Genomic DNA, 16,961 nt, shown 5'->3' with positions numbered 1-16,961 from the left:
TTTTTTCTGAATTTTACCTCTATAACCCTCATCCTGCTTTGTTGGTTCAAGAGAAAAGAGGGATTTTGGTATCGAATGACCTTAGCTCTCCGGTGAAAAAGCCTCCAGATAAGCCTCAAACTTCGCTTGCATCTGCTCACCTTTTTCGGGATCGACCTGTTGGGCCTGCAGCATCAACTGCCGGTAATAGTAAAGCTTTGCGGTCCATTCATCTGCAAAAGCAGTCCGCTGGTTTAACTTGAACTGCAAAAAATAGTCAAGCCATTGCTCCAGTAATCTGCTCTGCTCTTTTAATTGTTTCATCCCCGCACTCACCTCGCCTAGCTTGAAATATTGGGCATTTCCCTGGCACGACCAATAATCGACCGGCCATAGAGAGAAGGGCAAAATATCGGCAGAGCGTTTCACGACTTCCTTTGCCCGAACGGAATCGCCCGTTTTAATCAATGCATCTGCCAGGCGATAAAAGGCAGCACGAATATTCATTACACCCAACATACGTCGATGGTGCCAATCAAAATAAACCGTCGAATCAGTCAAGTTGTCCCAATTGCAACGATTCATCAGTTTATCATACAAGACACTGGCATCGATTCCTCCCATATCTGCTACGCTTTCCGAGGAAGTTTTTTTAGCAATAAGTTTATAGACCATCCCGTCGAAACGCAGATAGTCCTTCAGTCCAAAATCACGCGGATCAGTCCACGAGGTAAAATATACAGGACGCTCTGCCACATTGGATGCAATGATATCCCAAAAGGCCAGTTCATTCCGCAGGATATACTTGCGATCCAGATGAATCGGAATCTGCGTATCCCCTACCGGCAAGCTTATCCCCGTTAGCGGAATATAATCGAGCCGTTCACCGTTTTGCAGTTCCAGCTTGGTCCGGGTCGAATCGTCGGCTACAAAATCGAGCACCTGTTTCCAATCGGCTTTTTTGCTAATGCGCGACACCACCGGCACATAATCCACATCTCCGGTTTCATACTTGCCCAATGGAACTGTCAGCTTCAAGCCCGGGTTATCGTAAATTTTCCGGTTGATTTGCCGCAAGTACCAACCTGCATTCAGGTAGGGCATCACCACCACGCGGACGTCACGCCTGATTCCCTCAACCTCTTGGCAATACCACAACGGATAGGTGTCATTATCGGCATGGGTAAACAAAATAGCATTGGGGTCACAGCTTTCCAGGTAATTACGCGCCAGATCTCGTCCCGTATATCGTCCCGACCGGTCATGATCGTCATAATTTTGCACTAGTAAAATTCCCGGGACTGCAGCCAGAAGCAACAAGCCCCCGATCCCCATAGCTATAGGTGCCTTGATCCTATGCTGTAACCAATCGAGCATAGCCAGTGCACCAACTCCGATCCACACGGCAAATACGTAAAAAGAGGCCACATACACATAGTCACGCTCACGAGGTGTTTGCGGCACCTCGTTCAGGTACACCACCAACCCGACACTCATTATCGCGAACAACAGTGCCATGGGCCAAAAGGAATTACACTCCCTTTTACAATGAAAAAACAGTCCAATCGCACCCAGGAGGAAGGGCAAAAAGAAATAGTGATTTTTTCCTTTATTATCTTTTAACTCATCAGGCAAATTGTTTTGCGGTCCCAACCGGGCTTGATCAAGAAACGGAATTCCCGACTCCCAATTACCGTGCAAGGGACCGCCAAAGCCCTGAATATCATTCTGCTTTCCAACAAAATTCCACATAAAATACCGCCAATACATGTGCCCAAATTGATAACGGAGAAAAAACAGCAGATTCTCGTCGAAAGTCGGGATAACAGTTTGCTGGCGCCGTCCTTGTTCATCACGGTAAAATACTTTCTCCCCTTTCAAATCGACCCAACTGGCATAAGCCTGCCTCTGACTTTCGTCCTTGCTGGACATACGCGGGAAAAAGCCAACCGTCTCCGGAACAAAGTCAACTCTCGGATTTAATTTCACCAGCACATAATGATTCCCTTCCTTCACATAACTTGTCCGATCGTGATACTCTTGTGGCACCGAAGCATAATTTTCGCCATAAAAGATCGGACGTGTTCCGTAATTTTCACGTTTTAGGTAATTTATCAGCTCGAAAGTGGTCTCCGGGTTGCCCTGATCAACAGGAGGATTAGCTGCAGAACGAATAAAAACAGTGAAATAAGAGGTATAGCCAAGCGTCAGAAATAACAAACACAGAATAGCCTGTATCAGCCACTTGCGCCCCCGCCGATGAGCATAAAATAAAGCCCCTGCAAAAACAGCAATCGACACAAGCAGGTAAAGATAAAATCCCGAATTAAACGGCAAGTGCAGGCTGTTAACTGCAACTAACTCAAATGGCCCGGCCAACGAAAACAAACCGGGAATATAGACGAGCATAATCAGCAGGATCAATGCGAGGGATCCACCCAAAGTCATCAACAATCCCAGCCAACTGAAGCAGTATTTCCGGGAATAAACGATTAAGGCTACTGAAGGGATAACCAGCAAATTCAATAAATGAACACCAATTGACAGGCCGGTTAAAAAGAAAATGAGCAATATCCAGCGGGAAGCCCCCGGCTCGTCGGCCTCCTCTTCCCATCGGGTCGCAGCCCATAAAACCAAAGCGGTAAAAAGGGAAGACATAGCATACACTTCAGCCTCGACTGCCGAAAACCAAAACGAATCGGTAAATGCATAGGCCAGTGCACCAACAGCCGAAGCCAACCACACCAAGGCAAGCTTTTCGGGCATTAGTTTTCGCATCACCCACACCGAAGTCCAAAACAACAGCATCACCGTCCCCGCACTCGACAAGGCAGACACCAGATTTACCATCACAGCCTGCCGCTCTGGATCGCCAAAACTTAGCAGGGAAAACAGTCTTCCAATTAGCATAAACAAGGGAGCACCTGGAGCATGCGGTATTTCAAGTTTGGTGGAGGCAACCAAAAACTCACCGCAATCCCACAAACTCATCGTAGGCTCCAGGGTTAACACATAAACGATCAGGGCTAAGGCAAAAATCAGCCAGCCCCACAAGCAGTTTTTTTTCCTAAATGTCATGGCTTGGGCAATTTGTTCTGATTAATGATACACCTAAAAACCCACAGGTTCATTTTTCAATATTAACCCTGTAAAAAGATTAGATAAGAGACCTCCCCATCCGGAATACTCCAAACAATTTTTGTTACTTTTGTCGTACCAAAAAGTACCGGAAACAAATCTATGTTTGAAAAGCTTATATTGCTGGAAGGGGTTGATCCTCTTGAATTTTACGGTGTAAACAATGCTAAAATTGATCTGATTAAGGCATTCTTTCCCAAATTGAAAATTATTAGCCGCGGCAACCAACTGATTGTGCAAGGCGACAAAAAAGAAAGTGCATCGTTTGAAAAGAAACTGGAGCTTTTACTCGATCACTATCATCAATTCAATATTTTAACAGAAGACACGATTCGCCAGGTCATGAACAACGACCCGCAAGCTGCCGAATCGCTTAACCTAAGCCCAGCGGATGTTTTATTGCATGGCAACAATGGCAAGCCCATTCGTGCCCGCACCCCCAATCAACGCATTTTAGTTGAAGAAAGCCGAAAGTCAGATTTAATCTTTGCGATTGGCCCTGCCGGTACCGGAAAAACATACACAGCCATTGCTTTGGCTGTCCGGGCATTGAAAAACCGGGAAATACGACGCATCATCCTTAGCCGACCTGCTGTTGAAGCCGGCGAACGCTTAGGCTTCCTTCCAGGGGATTTAAAAGAAAAGATCGATCCTTATCTGCAGCCGCTGTATGATGCACTGCAGGATATGATCCCCGCCAAAAAGCTCGAAGAATTTATGAAAGACGGCATCATCCAGATTGCACCCCTCGCATTTATGCGCGGCCGCACACTGAGCGATGCATTTGTTATTCTGGACGAAGCACAAAACACTACTCTCAACCAATTGAAGATGTTCTTAACACGAATGGGGATGAATGCCAAGTTCATCATTACCGGTGACGAAACACAAATTGACCTGCCATCGGCCAGTCAGTCAGGCTTAATTCAAGCCAAGAAAATCTTGCGAAACATTGAGGGTATTTCCTTTGTTCATTTCAACACCAAAGACATCGTTCGCCACCGTTTGGTGCGCGATATTGTTGAAGCTTATGACAAACATTATCAAAAACAGTTAGCGAAATTAGAAGAACGAAAATCACAAAATAAATTAGAAGAAAATGAGTAAAGCATTGACCAGAACGGATTTCAATTTTCCGAATCAAAAAAGTGTTTATCATGGTAAAGTGCGCGATGTTTACAATATCGGCGACGAGTACCTGGTGATGGTTGTAAGCGACCGCATTTCTGCATTCGACGTAATCCTGCCTGAAGGCATTCCTTACAAAGGACAGGTACTGAACCAAATTGCAGCAAAATTCCTCGATGCAACGGCCGATATCGTACCAAACTGGAAAATTGCGACTCCGGATCCCAATGTAACTGTAGGTCACGCTTGCGAACCATTTAAGGTTGAAATGGTAATTCGCGGTTACCTGACCGGGCATGCATGGCGTGAATACAAGAGCGGTAAACGCAGCCTTTGCGGCGTTCCACTTCCTGAAGGAATGGTTGAAAACCAAAAATTCGAGGCACCAATCCTTACTCCTACCACGAAAGCAGACGAAGGACACGACGAAGATATTTCCCGTGAGGAAATCATCAACACCGGCTTGGTTAGCAAAGAAGATTATGAGATGCTGGAAGACTATACACTGAAGTTATTCCAACGCGGAACCGAAATGGCTGCCGAAAAAGGCTTGATTTTGGTGGATACCAAATACGAATTCGGGAAGAAAGACGGTAAAATTTACCTCATCGACGAAATCAACACACCGGACTCATCTCGCTATTTCTATGCAGAAGGGTATAATGAACGATTGGCAAAAGGAGAATCACAAAAGCAATTATCGAAAGAATTCGTTCGCCAATGGTTAATCGAAAACGGCTTCCAAGGTAAAGAAGGCCAAACGATTCCTACAATGGACGAAGCTTTCGTAACCTCGGTAACCGATCGCTACATTGAGCTTTTTGAAAATATCACAGGTGATACGTTTGAGAAATCAAATATCGATCAAATTCAAACACGCATTGAAAGCAATGTAACAGAATACTTAAAGGCCCTTTAAGACATTCGTTTATAAGATATCATTAGCTCCCGGTAATTAACAACCGGGAGTTAATAACTCTCTCTTTATTTAAAATCCTCCCCCTCAAAATCTTGCAGAATAATTTCTATATTGCTTTCGAGAATGAACTGGTTTTAATGAAAGCAAATCTACTCTGTCTGATTTTTATTTTTTCTATGCTTTGTTTTTCGCTTCAGGCGCAAGATAAAGAAGATTCGTCGACTCGTGTCTCAATCGGACAGCAAGTACCCTCTTTTGATTTCATCACTGAAAACGGGAAAAAGGAATCGATTTCAGATTATCGCGGGAAATTGGTTTTGGTTAATTTTTTTGCAACCTGGTGCGGCCCATGCATGAAGGAACTTCCTCACGTTCAGAAGGAAATTTACGACCGATACAAGAACAATGCAAATTTTGAACTTCTCGTTATTGGCCGCGAACATGACCGGCAGGAAATGGAAAAATTCAAAACAGGTAAAGGCTTCACATTTGGGTTGATTGCTGATCCCAAGCGAGAAATTTACGCCAAATTTGCCACTCAGTTCATTCCCCGGAATTTTTTAATCGACAAAGACGGAACTTTGATATACAGCTCTATTGGATTTAACGAAGAGGAGTTTTCGAAGTTAAAAGCATTAATAGCCAGAAAATTGAATTAATTGGGATGATTCGCCGCAACCAAATAAAAATTTTATTCTTCCTCCTGTGTATACTTGGAGCGTTACGGCTTTCTGCGGCTAACAAAGTTAACACAGATGATATACGGGATAAAATTCATGCACTAAATGAGCTGGCCACGCTCGAAGCTGAAAATGAAAACTTCATGAGCAGCATTCAGCTCAGCCAAGGGGCACTTGATCTATCCCAAAAATATGGCATGCTGGACGAAGCCGCATTGGCAAACGAAAACCTGGGTACAAACTATCTGGGCTTTCAAAATCCAACCCGCGCAATTGAATATTTCGAAGAAGCAGTCCGCCTTAACGAAAAGCTCAACAAAACCGAGAAAGCACTGGAACTACACCGTAAATTGGCAAATATACTTTCCGACCTTGGGAAATATCAAGCATCACTCCAGCATATACAAGCCTACCAAAGTTTAAAAGATACCCTTACTGAAACGAAACAGAAAGAGCAAATTGCAGGATTGGAGGCTGGATTCGCCAAAGAAATTTCCGACACTGAAAACCGGTTAATAACAATTCAATCCGAGAAACAACACACCAATAATATCTTGTTGATTGTTTCCTTTGGGCTTCTAATACTTGCTGTTACAGCACTTATTATTGCCGTTCGGAAACACCTGCAGGTAAAGCGCTACTTTCTTCGCCTGAACGAACAAAAAGACCGCATGTTTTCACTCATCAGCCACGGGCTACGCGGCCCTATTGGAAGCGTGAAGGGTATCTTCGACCTGATTGTGGAACAGGATATGGATGATCCCAAAGAATTAAAATCAATTCTCAATGAATCGCGCGAGGTTGTTGACAGCTCATTCAATTTACTGGAGAATCTGTTAAACTGGTCAAAAAGCCAAACCGGCACACTTACTGTTAACCCGCAAAAAATTAGTATTGCAAGTTTGGTCAAAGAGAACTTAATGCTGTTCACAAGTTCAATCAAGCATAAGAACTTTACAATTGAAAACCATGTCAATGAAAGCCATTTTGCATTTGCCGACATGGAAATGATCAATATTGTCATTCGAAATATTCTCTCGAACTCGGTCAAATTTACCCGTACTGCAGGAAAAATCAGCCTGTATTCGCAAGTTGCAAAAGATAAACTGTTGCTCACCGTGTCAGATACAGGTGTTGGCATGACTCGGGAAATGATTGACGAGATTATGGAAGACGATCCGATTTCAATGGGTTACGCCGAAGACAACTACGATAAAGACCAAGGTATTGGCTTAAAAATATGTAAGGATTTCCTTCAGAAAAACCAAGGAAAATTAGGCATTGAAAGCGCTCCAAACCAAGGAAGTCGTTTCTTCATTTACCTGCCACTTAGTGCTTAATCGCTGAAGCTATTTTCACTGAAATAAAAACTACAGTTCGCCCTTCAACTTATCTCGATTCTACCTAAAATAAACCTGCAAATCCCCAAGCACGTCAGCATTTAACCTAAACAAACTTTCCTACACCAGCACTTTCACCGATTCAATTCCGGCATTCTCAATGATGTCATTTATCAAAATCATTAACATTTCCCCATCCGGACAACTCATCCGGACAACTAGTTACTGTACAAGAATAAACTGTCAGAATTACAACGAACATATTCTCGACCCCTGAATACTATCTCCTTCCGTTAAAACATGTTAAACAAACTGAACGTATTAAAATTGCTAAAACACTGGCACTTTTTATGCGTTAAATTTAGCACTTCAAGATATTGAAAACATATATTGAACAAAAAATATTGAATGCTATGAAAAATGTTAAAAATTTGAGTTTAACACTTCTAATCGCGTTTGGAAGCGCATTTATCACACTCTGGGCTTATACAAAATTTTTCAATGAGCCTCAAGTTGTTCGGGTGGAACCAGAACAGAAAATGCAATATGCAAGCCTGCCGTCTGCTCCGCAAGGTCAAGCTCCAGACCTAACATATGCAGCTGAAAATTCCGTTCACGCTGTTGTACACGTCAAAGTGATGTCGAAAGAGAATGTGCCCAGTTATTCGAATCCTTTTTACGATTGGTTTTACGGCGACCGATATCAAAAACAACAACCACGTATTCGTGAAGGATCCGGTTCGGGCGTAATTATTTCCGATGACGGTTATATTGTAACCAACAATCACGTTATTGACCAGGCCGATGAAATCAAAGTCGTCCTTAACGACAAGCGGGAATACGATGCAAAACTTGTGGGTACTGACAGAACGACGGACGTTGCATTGTTAAAAATAGAGGAGAAAAATCTGCCTCATTTAAAATTTGGTAATTCTGACGCACTTAAATTAGGCGAATGGGTTCTGGCTGTAGGAAACCCCTTCAACCTAACCTCGACGGTAACTGCAGGTATTGTTAGTGCCAAAAGCAGAAACATCGGAATCAACCAAGCTGACATGAGTATTGAATCATTTATTCAAACCGATGCAGCAGTTAACCCGGGAAACAGTGGAGGCGCCTTAGTTAATATGAACGGTGAGTTAGTCGGAATCAATACAGCTATCGCCTCTCAAACAGGATCCTACACGGGCTACTCTTTTGCTATTCCATCAGCAATTGTACAAAAGGTTATTGCTGACTTGAAAGAATATGGTCAGGTTCAAAGAGCGCTTTTAGGCGTCAGTATCGGTGACATTAACGCAGAAGTAGCTGAAAAATATGGCTTAGATAAAATCGAAGGTGTCTTTGTTGCAGGAGTTTCACCGGATGGCGCTGCACAAGACGCCGGAATAAAAGCAGAAGACGTAATTCTCTCTGTTGATGGAGTTAAAGTGAATTCAGTTGCAGAGCTTCAGGAACAAGTCGGAAAACACCGCCCTGGCGATCAAGTAAAAATTTTGATAAAAAGAGACAATAAATCGAAACCATATAACGTAACACTCCGTAACATGCACGGAGATACGGAAATTCTTACTACAGATGCTAATGAATTTCTTGGAGCCAAATTTGACAATGTTACAGAAAACGAGAAATACAAACTGCGCATAAACCAAGGAATACAAATTACAGAGCTAAGTGGAGGTAAACTAAAGGATGCCGGTCTAAAGGAAGGATTTATCATTACCCAAGTGAACAAGCAGGAGGTAAATGGGGTTAATGATTTTATTGCGATTGTAAAAAAAGCAAAAGGTGGCATTTTTATTGAGGGTGTTTATCCAAATGGAGAAAGAGCTTATTTCGTCTTTTCAACAGAAGACTAGATATGTTGCCGTAAAGATATATTAACATTTCAATTACAAATCGGCCGATTTTGCTTTCAAATTTGAATTATTGACTTTGAAAGTCTATATTTGCACGATTTTTTAACAGGGTATGAGACAATTAAAGATTACAAAATCTATTACAAACCGTGAGAGTGCGTCTTTGGACAAGTATCTTCAAGAGATTGGCAAGGAGGAACTTATCACAGTTGAAGAGGAAGTTGAGTTAGCACAACGAATCAAAAAAGGAGACCAGGCAGCGCTTGAGAAATTAACTCGCGCAAACCTTCGCTTCGTCGTTTCTGTGGCTAAACAATACCAAAACCAGGGATTAAGTCTTCCCGACTTAATTAATGAAGGAAACTTGGGATTGATAAAAGCTGCTGAGAAGTTTGACGAAACACGGGGGTTTAAGTTTATTTCTTATGCTGTATGGTGGATTCGTCAGTCTATTCTACAGGCTTTAGCGGAACAGTCGCGTATTGTTCGTTTGCCTCTTAACCAAGTTGGCTCTTTGAATAAGATCAATAAAGCTTATTCAAAATTCGAACAAGAAAACGAACGCAAGCCTTCGCCTGAAGAGCTCGCCGACACATTGGAGCTACCTGCTGAAAAGGTTGCTGATACACTTCGTGTTTCAGGACGACACATTTCAGTTGACGCCCCGTTCGTGGAAGGTGAAGACAACAGCCTGCTTGACGTCCTCGTCAACAATGATTCTCCCAATGCTGACCGCAGCTTGATTATGGAATCACTTGCTCGCGAAATCGAACGTGCTCTTGCTACCCTTACAGAAAGAGAAAGCGACATCATAAGGATGTTCTTTGGAATTGGTTGCCAGGAGATGACCCTGGAAGAAATTGGTGAACGATTTGGGCTAACCCGGGAAAGGGTACGCCAAATTAAAGAAAAAGCTATACGCCGGTTAAGGCATACATCCAGAAGCAAATTGCTTAAATCATATCTTGGATAGTAAAAAAATTTTTCAACCGCCTTTTACAAGGCGGTTTTTTTTTGCCTGATAATTTCGATCCGAGATCCACGAATCATTTATTCATCCGCAAACATTCCAATCATCTTTTCCCCCATTGAATTGGTATAGGCCCGAAACATCCCCGTTGTGTTAAACACCATTGCCGGCCTTCCTTTTCGATCCAAACAAACCACTCCACCTTCTCCTCCTGCATCGACCAGTTTCTTCATGATAACCTCCTTTGCGGCCTCATTTACGGTCAATCCTTTATACTCCATTAAGGCAGAAATATCATGAGCCACAGCATATCGAATAAAATATTCACCATGCCCGGTACAAGAAACACCACAGGTCTGATTATTGGCGTAAGTTCCGGCCCCAATTACAGGACTATCGCCTATTCGTCCGTAACGCTTATTCGTCATTCCACCGGTTGATGTACCGGCTGCCAGATTTCCTTTACGATCCAGTGCCACGCAACCAACGGTGCCATGTTTATCTTCCCTTAGAACCTTTTGAAGTCGCTGATAACTTTTTTCAGTATAAAAATAGGAGGGATCGACCAGCGACAAGCCTTCTTCAACTGCAAAGGTCTCTGCTCCATCTCCCGACATCATAACATGAGGTGATTTATCCATCACCAGCCGAGCTGCAACAATCGGATTCTTCAATCGCTTAACGCCAGCTACAGCCCCTGCATTCAGATCATTTCCCTGCATAATAGAAGCATCAAGTTCATTCGTGCCCTCATGGGTAAAGACAGCGCCTTTACCGGCATTAAAAAGCGGATTATCCTCCATATAACAAATAACAGCGACAACAGCATCAGTAGCCGTTCCAGAATGTTTCAGAACGTCATTTCCAATGCTTAAAGCCGAATCCAGTGCTGAGAAATACGCAGCCTTAGCTTCTTCACCTAATGACCCGGCACTAAAATTACCGGCACCTCCATGAATAACGAGTGCATAATCATAGGCCGGCTGATCGTCAATCTTTACTTTTGAATTATTGAGGCAGGAACATAGCAACAACACAGCTATTAAAAGAAATGTAGCTTTCATAAGACGTTGAATTAGTTCAACATCTAAATTACAAAAATCAAATTGTAATGAAGTTATTTTTGAGCCACAACAATAAGAGAAAGCCCATTATCTGCGTAGGGCTTTTTATCGAAGCTACTGTAAAATCGGATTTTCGAAAATCCAACAAGCAAAAGAATGCGCTCCAGCTCATCCTTCTTTATCGGAATCAACAAGGTTGAATTTTCTACCGTAGTCCACTCCGGCATAACTGTTAACCGAGTAATAAAATGGACCTTTGGTTGAGAGGTAGTGGGCAACACGTAAGAACGTTCGAAATGGACTTTATGGTTCTCAATTAAGGGTAAACTCTGAACTTGTTGAGCAAGAATGTAACTATAGTTGATCAACTGAAGGAACAGTGTACCATTGGTTTTAAGAAGCTGAAAACTTTGCTGTAAGAAATCGCGAATTTGTGTAACTGATTCCAAATGAACCAGCGTATTGCCAAAGCAAATTACCGCATCAAAATATTTTTCTGGAAAGACGGTGTTCAACTTCAACATATCCATTTCCTTAAATGAAAGATCAGCCGAACGATAATCCTCATTGGCACGACGAATCATGTCTTGGTTTAAGTCAATTCCAATTCCCAGAGCCCCAGTTTGACACAATGAGTTAGCTAGCTGGCCCGTAGAACAGCCAACATCCAGAAAAAAGAATTCGCCTCCGTCTGCAAATTCAGATTGCACCAACTCAATTTGATGATTTTTTACGGGAAAGATATGCTCGTAAACGTTGGCAATAGAACTATAAAACTGCTGTTGACCCATCTCCGCTAACACTTTTAATTAAAACAGCAGATAAATATAGAATGTTTCGACAGAAAAGTTACGATGTTATATGCCACGAACCTCGTTCAGTAAGCCCTCGCAGGCATCTTCAAGGATATCCAATACCAATTCAAATCCATCTGAACCACCGTAATAAGGATCAGGAACGGAATAATGACCGCCGCGGCTGCAAAAATCAGTCATTTTATAGATTTTATTCAAATCTTCCACGTTAGATGCATAATCCTGCAAATCATTAACGTTATCATCATCCATCCCGACGATAAAGTCGAAGCCATCGAAATCAACCTCCGGATCGAACTTCCGGGCGACCGATGTCAAGCGGTATCCCCGACGTATAGCATGGCTCTGCATACGCTGATCGGCAGGTTCCCCTTCATGATATCCTGCGGTTCCCGCTGAATCGCATTCGATCTCATCTTCAAGTCCACTTCTCTTAACCAAGCCATTAAACACAGCTTCGGCACTGGGAGAACGACAAATATTACCTAAACAAACAAATAAAACTCTCTTCTTCATAATGTAAAAAATTCATGTCATAAGTTTTTCTTTTCATAACAACCTAAAATGTTTCTTTGATTCCGAAAAACTGACCAGCAAAATTAGCGCTTTCACAACAGCATGAAACAAAGTTCCAAAAACTTAACCCAACATTAACTTTCAATCTCCATTTTGAAATTCAAGTAAAATTAAAGACATTTGATGCCTTTAATTGACTTATGAGAGACTTTACAGAGGGGAGTGAAGCGCGCCTGATTCTCCAGTTTTCAGTTCCGTTAGTTTTAGGTAATATCTTCCAGAATTTATACAATATCGTCGACAGCGTTATCGTCGGTAATTTTCTGGGCAAAGAAGCTCTGGGAGCTGTAGGTGCCTCTTTCCCGATCATATTTACTCTAATCTCTTTAGTCATTGGTGTCGGCTCCGGGGCATCAACCGTAGTCTCTCAATATTTTGGAGCAAAGGACCTTCCAAACGTCAAGAAAACCATCGATACCATTTTTATTTTCTTCCTGTTTGCTTCAATCATCGTCACCATAATCGGGCTCTCCCTTAGCCGATCCATATTTTTATTGCTGCAGCTCCCAAAAGAAATGCTGAACGAAGCCGTTACTTACCTGGATATATACTTGTCGGGCATGTTCTTTTTCTTTGGTTTTGCAGGCATCACATCTATCCTCCGGGGAATGGGAGACGCTAAAACTCCACTGTGGTTTATGATTGTCTCAACCATCCTCAATATTGTGTTCGATTTGCTCTTCATCATTGTCTTTAAATGGGGAATTGAGGGCGTTGCATTTGCGACAGTTGTTTCGCAAGCTTTCGCTTTTTTCTCGGCAACCTGGTACCTTAACAAACGCCATACAGTGATTAATTTGTCAATCCGCAAATACATTTTCGACCGATCCATTTTCAAAAGTTGCATTCGAATCGGACTTCCAACCGGGTTTCAGCAGTCCTTCATTGCCTTTGGGATGATGGCCATTATGGGAATCGTCAACACTTTCGGAACCAATGCCGTTGCAGCCTATACTGCAGCAATGCGTGTAGACTCGTTTGCCAAGATGCCGGCATTAACATTTAGCTCAGCACTTTCGTCATTTGTTGGACAAAACCTGGGGGCACAGCAAGAACTGCGAGCCCGAAAAGGATTGAAAATAACGATCTTATTTTCACTAACCTATGCCACCGTCATATCAGCAATTATCATTCTTTTCGGGAAATACATCATTCGAATATTCACCCCGGATCAGGGTGTGATTGAAATTGGTCAGGACTACCTGCTCATTGTTTCATCATTCTACCTCCTCCTCTCTATTATGTTTACGCTAACCGGATTCCTGAGAGGTGCAGGCGCTACTTTAATTCCCATGTTGACAACCATTGCCTCTCTTTACCTGGTACGTATACCCTTAGCCTATTTCTTATCAGATCATATTGGCGTAAATGGGATTTGGTGGGCCGAACCTGCCAGCTGGCTACTTGGAATGTTTATTTTAATCATCTATTACTACACCGGGAAGTGGAAAGGGAAAGTCGTTACCCGCAAAATAGAGGAATCGGAATAACCAACTCTGAGACAAGCGACTTATTTTAAAGTCTTCCAATCCAAGACCTTCACTCTTTAGATTCAATTCAAATTAGGAGAATCCCCTATTCCCTTGTTTGCTCTTGTTTTCAAACACTTATCCACTTATCTAACAGTATTCATCCCCAATTCTGCCCAAAAACATTCGTTCTGGCTGAAATAACAAACCTTATAATTTATTAAATTCAAAGGCAAATGAACAACTAGACGACAAACCGCAACCCTGTTGCATAAAAACTTTAACCTTATGAATAGTATTTTCTGGATTGTACCACTGTGTTCGTTGGTGGCTCTGGTCTTTGCATGGGTTTTCTTTAAGTCCATGATGAAGAATTCGGAGGGCACACCACGAATGATGGAAATTGCACAATATGTGCGCGAAGGAGCGATGGCATACCTTTATCGTCAGTACAAAGTAGTAGGAATGGTCTTTATAATCCTGATGCTTATCCTTCTTGTTTTAGCTTACCTGGGCGTTCAAAACCCCTTTGTTCCCGTAGCATTCTTAACCGGAGGTTTTTTCTCAGGCCTATGTGGTTTTCTGGGGATGAAAACAGCGACTTACGCTTCTGCAAGAACAGCTCACGGTGCCTCTAAATCATTAAACCAAGGCTTGAAAGTAGCTTTCCGAAGCGGAGCAGTGATGGGCCTTGTTGTTGTTGGCTTTGGATTGCTTGATATTGCTGCCTGGTATTTATTCCTTAATAAAGTGATTTTCACGACTGCCCACATGACCAACGGGCTCCATTTTATCGGACTAAACCTGGTTCATGCAGGAACCAGCGAACATCAAAAATTAATCGAAATTACAACCACCATGTTAACCTTCGGGATGGGTGCTTCAACCCAAGCCTTGTTTGCTCGTGTTGGTGGAGGTATTTATACAAAAGCGGCCGATGTTGGTGCCGACCTTGTTGGTAAAGTTGAAGCCGGAATTCCGGAAGATGACCCTCGTAACCCAGCTACTATTGCCGATAATGTAGGCGATAACGTAGGTGATGTTGCCGGGATGGGTGCCGACTTATACGAATCTTACTGCGGTTCAATTCTAGCAACAGCTGCTTTAGGAGCTGCACTGCCGGCCTTGTCGCTCGAACACAACGGCATGGAAACCGAAATGGCCGTCATTGCGCCCATGCTTGTTGCTGCCGTTGGTATCATTTTCTCCATCATTGGTATTTTCATGGTTCGCACAAAAGAGTCGGCCAGCCAGAAAAACTTACTAAATGCCTTGTTAATGGGCACCGGAGGTTCGTCCGTTCTCATTCTGCTCGCCATGCTCGGAATGGCTTATGTTGGCTGGATCACATACGGTGTATTTGGTTCCGTAATTATTGGCTTAGCAGCCGGTGTTATTATTGGACAGGCAACTGAATATTTTACATCTGACGAATATGGCCCTACAAAAGGGATCGCCAACCAAGCCCAGCAAGGACCTGCTACAACCATCATCGATGGTATTGCTGTTGGTATGTATTCAACCTGGATCCCTGTTGTAACAATTGTTCTCGGTATCGTTGGTTCATTCTGGTCGGCAGGTGGTTTTACCGACTTTGCAATGGGCGTTTACGGCATTGGTTTCGCTGCTGTAGGTATGCTCTCAACTTTAGGAATTACTCTGGCAACTGATGCTTTTGGTCCGATTGCTGACAATGCAGGTGGTAATGCTGAGATGGCGGAACTACCCAAAGAAGTTCGGGAACGTACCGATGCTTTGGATATGCTTGGAAATACAACGGCAGCTACCGGAAAAGGTTTTGCCATTGGTTCTGCAGCATTGACTGCCATGGCACTGATCTCTGCCTATATGGAAGAAATTCGTTTGTGGTTTGGAAAAATTGCCGGCCCCGATGGATTTGTAACCAAAGGCGATTATATTTTCTACAATACCGTGAAACCTGCTGTTGAAGAAGGAATGAAAGCCATCCAGATTTCTGCTGCTTCTGTAAAGGATTTCTCTGCTGCTTATGATATAACGCTCTTCAACCCGATGTTCCTGGGTGGTATTTTCGTAGGATCGATGATGGCCTTTGTGTTCTGTGCAATGACTATGAAAGCCGTTGGTCGGGCAGCTGGTGCAATGGTTAACGAAGTTCGCCGTCAGTTCCGCGAAATTGCGGGAATCATGGAAGGAAAAGCGACTCCGGAATATGCCAAATGTGTTGAAATTTCAACAAGAGGGGCACAACGCGAAATGTTACTCCCTTCTTTAATCGCAATCATTGTTCCTGTAGCAGTAGGCGCATTAATGGGAGTTGCCGGTGTAGTTGGACTACTTGCTGGCGGATTAACTTCCGGCTTTACCTTAGCAGTCATGCTTAACAATGCCGGTGGTGCCTGGGACAATGCTAAAAAGTATATCGAAAAAGGAAACTACGGTGGTAAAGGAAGCGAAACGCACAAAGCTGGTGTGGTTGGCGATACCGTTGGTGATCCATTTAAAGATACATCGGGCCCATCTTTGAATATCCTGATTAAACTGATGACCATGGTATCCGTGGTAATGGCCGGATTAACTGTAACGCTGAGCTTAATGTAAACACCCCCTTTTATAGGATTTGAACAACCTGCAAATTTCGGTTTGCAGGTTTTCTTTTTTTCGAAAGTCTCTTTGAATTGAGGTCTTTGCGGGGCAATTCACCCCGAGGAGTTGGAATCTGATTCAGAAGAATCAACTTTCGTCCCGGTTAAATGATCCCAGGTCTGTCTTTCAGGTCTACGCCACTCGATTATTTCGGCCTAAAACAATTACAACTTCGGCAAGCAATCTAAGATTCCGTGCTTTTATTGTTCAGATAAGAGCAAACTTATCCGACAAAAGATCATGATCATCTGATACCGGAGAAGGATCATCCGACGAAAGATGAAGCCTCCAACCCGGGTTGGCATGTCGGTCCGGTACAAGACAGGCATTATCCGACGAAAGATCGTGATCATCTGAGACCGAAGAAGGATCATCCGACGAAAGATGAAGCCTCCAACC

General features: G+C 43.0%; 13 protein-coding genes. 8 read left to right on the top strand and 5 right to left on the bottom strand.

Translation table 11 applies throughout. The annotated features are described in order from the left end of the window. Positions 1–81: 81 nt before the first annotated feature. The gene (locus AC37HE_RS03205; protein WP_500781340.1) at positions 82–3,057 is read right to left on the bottom strand and encodes a glycosyltransferase family 117 protein; all 2,976 of its coding nucleotides are present in this window, start codon (positions 3,055–3,057) and stop codon (positions 82–84) included. A 162-nt stretch (positions 3,058–3,219) separates the two neighbouring features. On the opposite strand from AC37HE_RS03205, the gene AC37HE_RS03200 reads away from it, so the two are divergent. From AC37HE_RS03200 to AC37HE_RS03175, 6 genes are all read left to right on the top strand, one after another. Next, positions 3,220–4,224, top strand: a complete 1,005-nt coding sequence (locus AC37HE_RS03200; protein WP_500781339.1) for a PhoH family protein — start codon at positions 3,220–3,222, stop codon at positions 4,222–4,224. Next, the gene (locus tag AC37HE_RS03195; protein WP_500781338.1) at positions 4,217–5,164 is read left to right on the top strand and encodes a phosphoribosylaminoimidazolesuccinocarboxamide synthase; all 948 of its coding nucleotides are present in this window, start codon (positions 4,217–4,219) and stop codon (positions 5,162–5,164) included. Before AC37HE_RS03200 ends, AC37HE_RS03195 begins: the two co-directional genes overlap by 8 nt. 137 nt (positions 5,165–5,301) lie before the next feature. Next, on the top strand, positions 5,302–5,823 hold the full coding sequence (locus AC37HE_RS03190) for a TlpA family protein disulfide reductase (protein WP_500781337.1): 522 nt from the start codon (positions 5,302–5,304) through the stop codon (positions 5,821–5,823). A 5-nt stretch (positions 5,824–5,828) separates the two neighbouring features. Continuing rightward, entirely contained in the window at positions 5,829–7,184 is a 1,356-nt protein-coding gene (locus AC37HE_RS03185; RefSeq protein WP_500781336.1) for an ATP-binding protein, read from the top strand. A 413-nt stretch (positions 7,185–7,597) separates the two neighbouring features. After that, positions 7,598–9,043 carry a Do family serine endopeptidase gene (locus AC37HE_RS03180; RefSeq protein WP_500781335.1) on the top strand — a complete coding sequence of 482 codons (1,446 nt, stop codon included), beginning with the start codon at positions 7,598–7,600 and terminating at the stop codon, positions 9,041–9,043. 112 nt (positions 9,044–9,155) lie between these two features. Next, on the top strand, positions 9,156–10,016 hold the full coding sequence (locus AC37HE_RS03175) for a sigma-70 family RNA polymerase sigma factor (protein WP_500781334.1): 861 nt from the start codon (positions 9,156–9,158) through the stop codon (positions 10,014–10,016). Positions 10,017–10,093: 77 nt separating this feature from the next. On the opposite strand, the gene AC37HE_RS03170 is transcribed toward AC37HE_RS03175, so the two are convergent. From AC37HE_RS03170 to AC37HE_RS03160, 3 genes are all read right to left on the bottom strand, one after another. Then, positions 10,094–11,077 carry an isoaspartyl peptidase/L-asparaginase family protein gene (locus AC37HE_RS03170; RefSeq protein WP_500781333.1) on the bottom strand — a complete coding sequence of 328 codons (984 nt, stop codon included), beginning with the start codon at positions 11,075–11,077 and terminating at the stop codon, positions 10,094–10,096. Between the two features lie 53 nt (positions 11,078–11,130). After that, entirely contained in the window at positions 11,131–11,868 is a 738-nt protein-coding gene (locus AC37HE_RS03165; RefSeq protein ID WP_500781332.1) for a class I SAM-dependent methyltransferase, read from the bottom strand. Positions 11,869–11,934: 66 nt separating this feature from the next. Continuing rightward, positions 11,935–12,408: a low molecular weight protein-tyrosine-phosphatase gene (locus tag AC37HE_RS03160; RefSeq protein WP_500781331.1), complete on the bottom strand. Its 474-nt coding sequence runs from the start codon at positions 12,406–12,408 to the stop codon at positions 11,935–11,937. Positions 12,409–12,608: 200 nt separating this feature from the next. Between AC37HE_RS03160 and AC37HE_RS03155 the strand changes: the two genes are divergently transcribed. After that, positions 12,609–13,958 (top strand): MATE family efflux transporter, encoded by a 1,350-nt coding sequence (locus tag AC37HE_RS03155; protein WP_500781330.1) that lies wholly within the window; start codon positions 12,609–12,611, stop codon positions 13,956–13,958. 267 nt (positions 13,959–14,225) lie between these two features. After that, positions 14,226–16,517 carry a sodium-translocating pyrophosphatase gene (locus AC37HE_RS03150; RefSeq protein ID WP_500781329.1) on the top strand — a complete coding sequence of 764 codons (2,292 nt, stop codon included), beginning with the start codon at positions 14,226–14,228 and terminating at the stop codon, positions 16,515–16,517. 252 nt (positions 16,518–16,769) lie between these two features. Here AC37HE_RS03150 and AC37HE_RS03145 read toward each other — a convergent pair. Next, positions 16,770–16,961 (bottom strand): hypothetical protein (locus AC37HE_RS03145; protein ID WP_500781328.1); only part of this gene is annotated, 192 nt, incomplete at its 5' end.

Source organism: Mangrovibacterium sp., assembly GCF_059905295.1.
The sequence above is the reverse complement of the archived record's forward strand: the minus strand, read 5'-3'. Positions and strand labels throughout refer to the sequence as shown.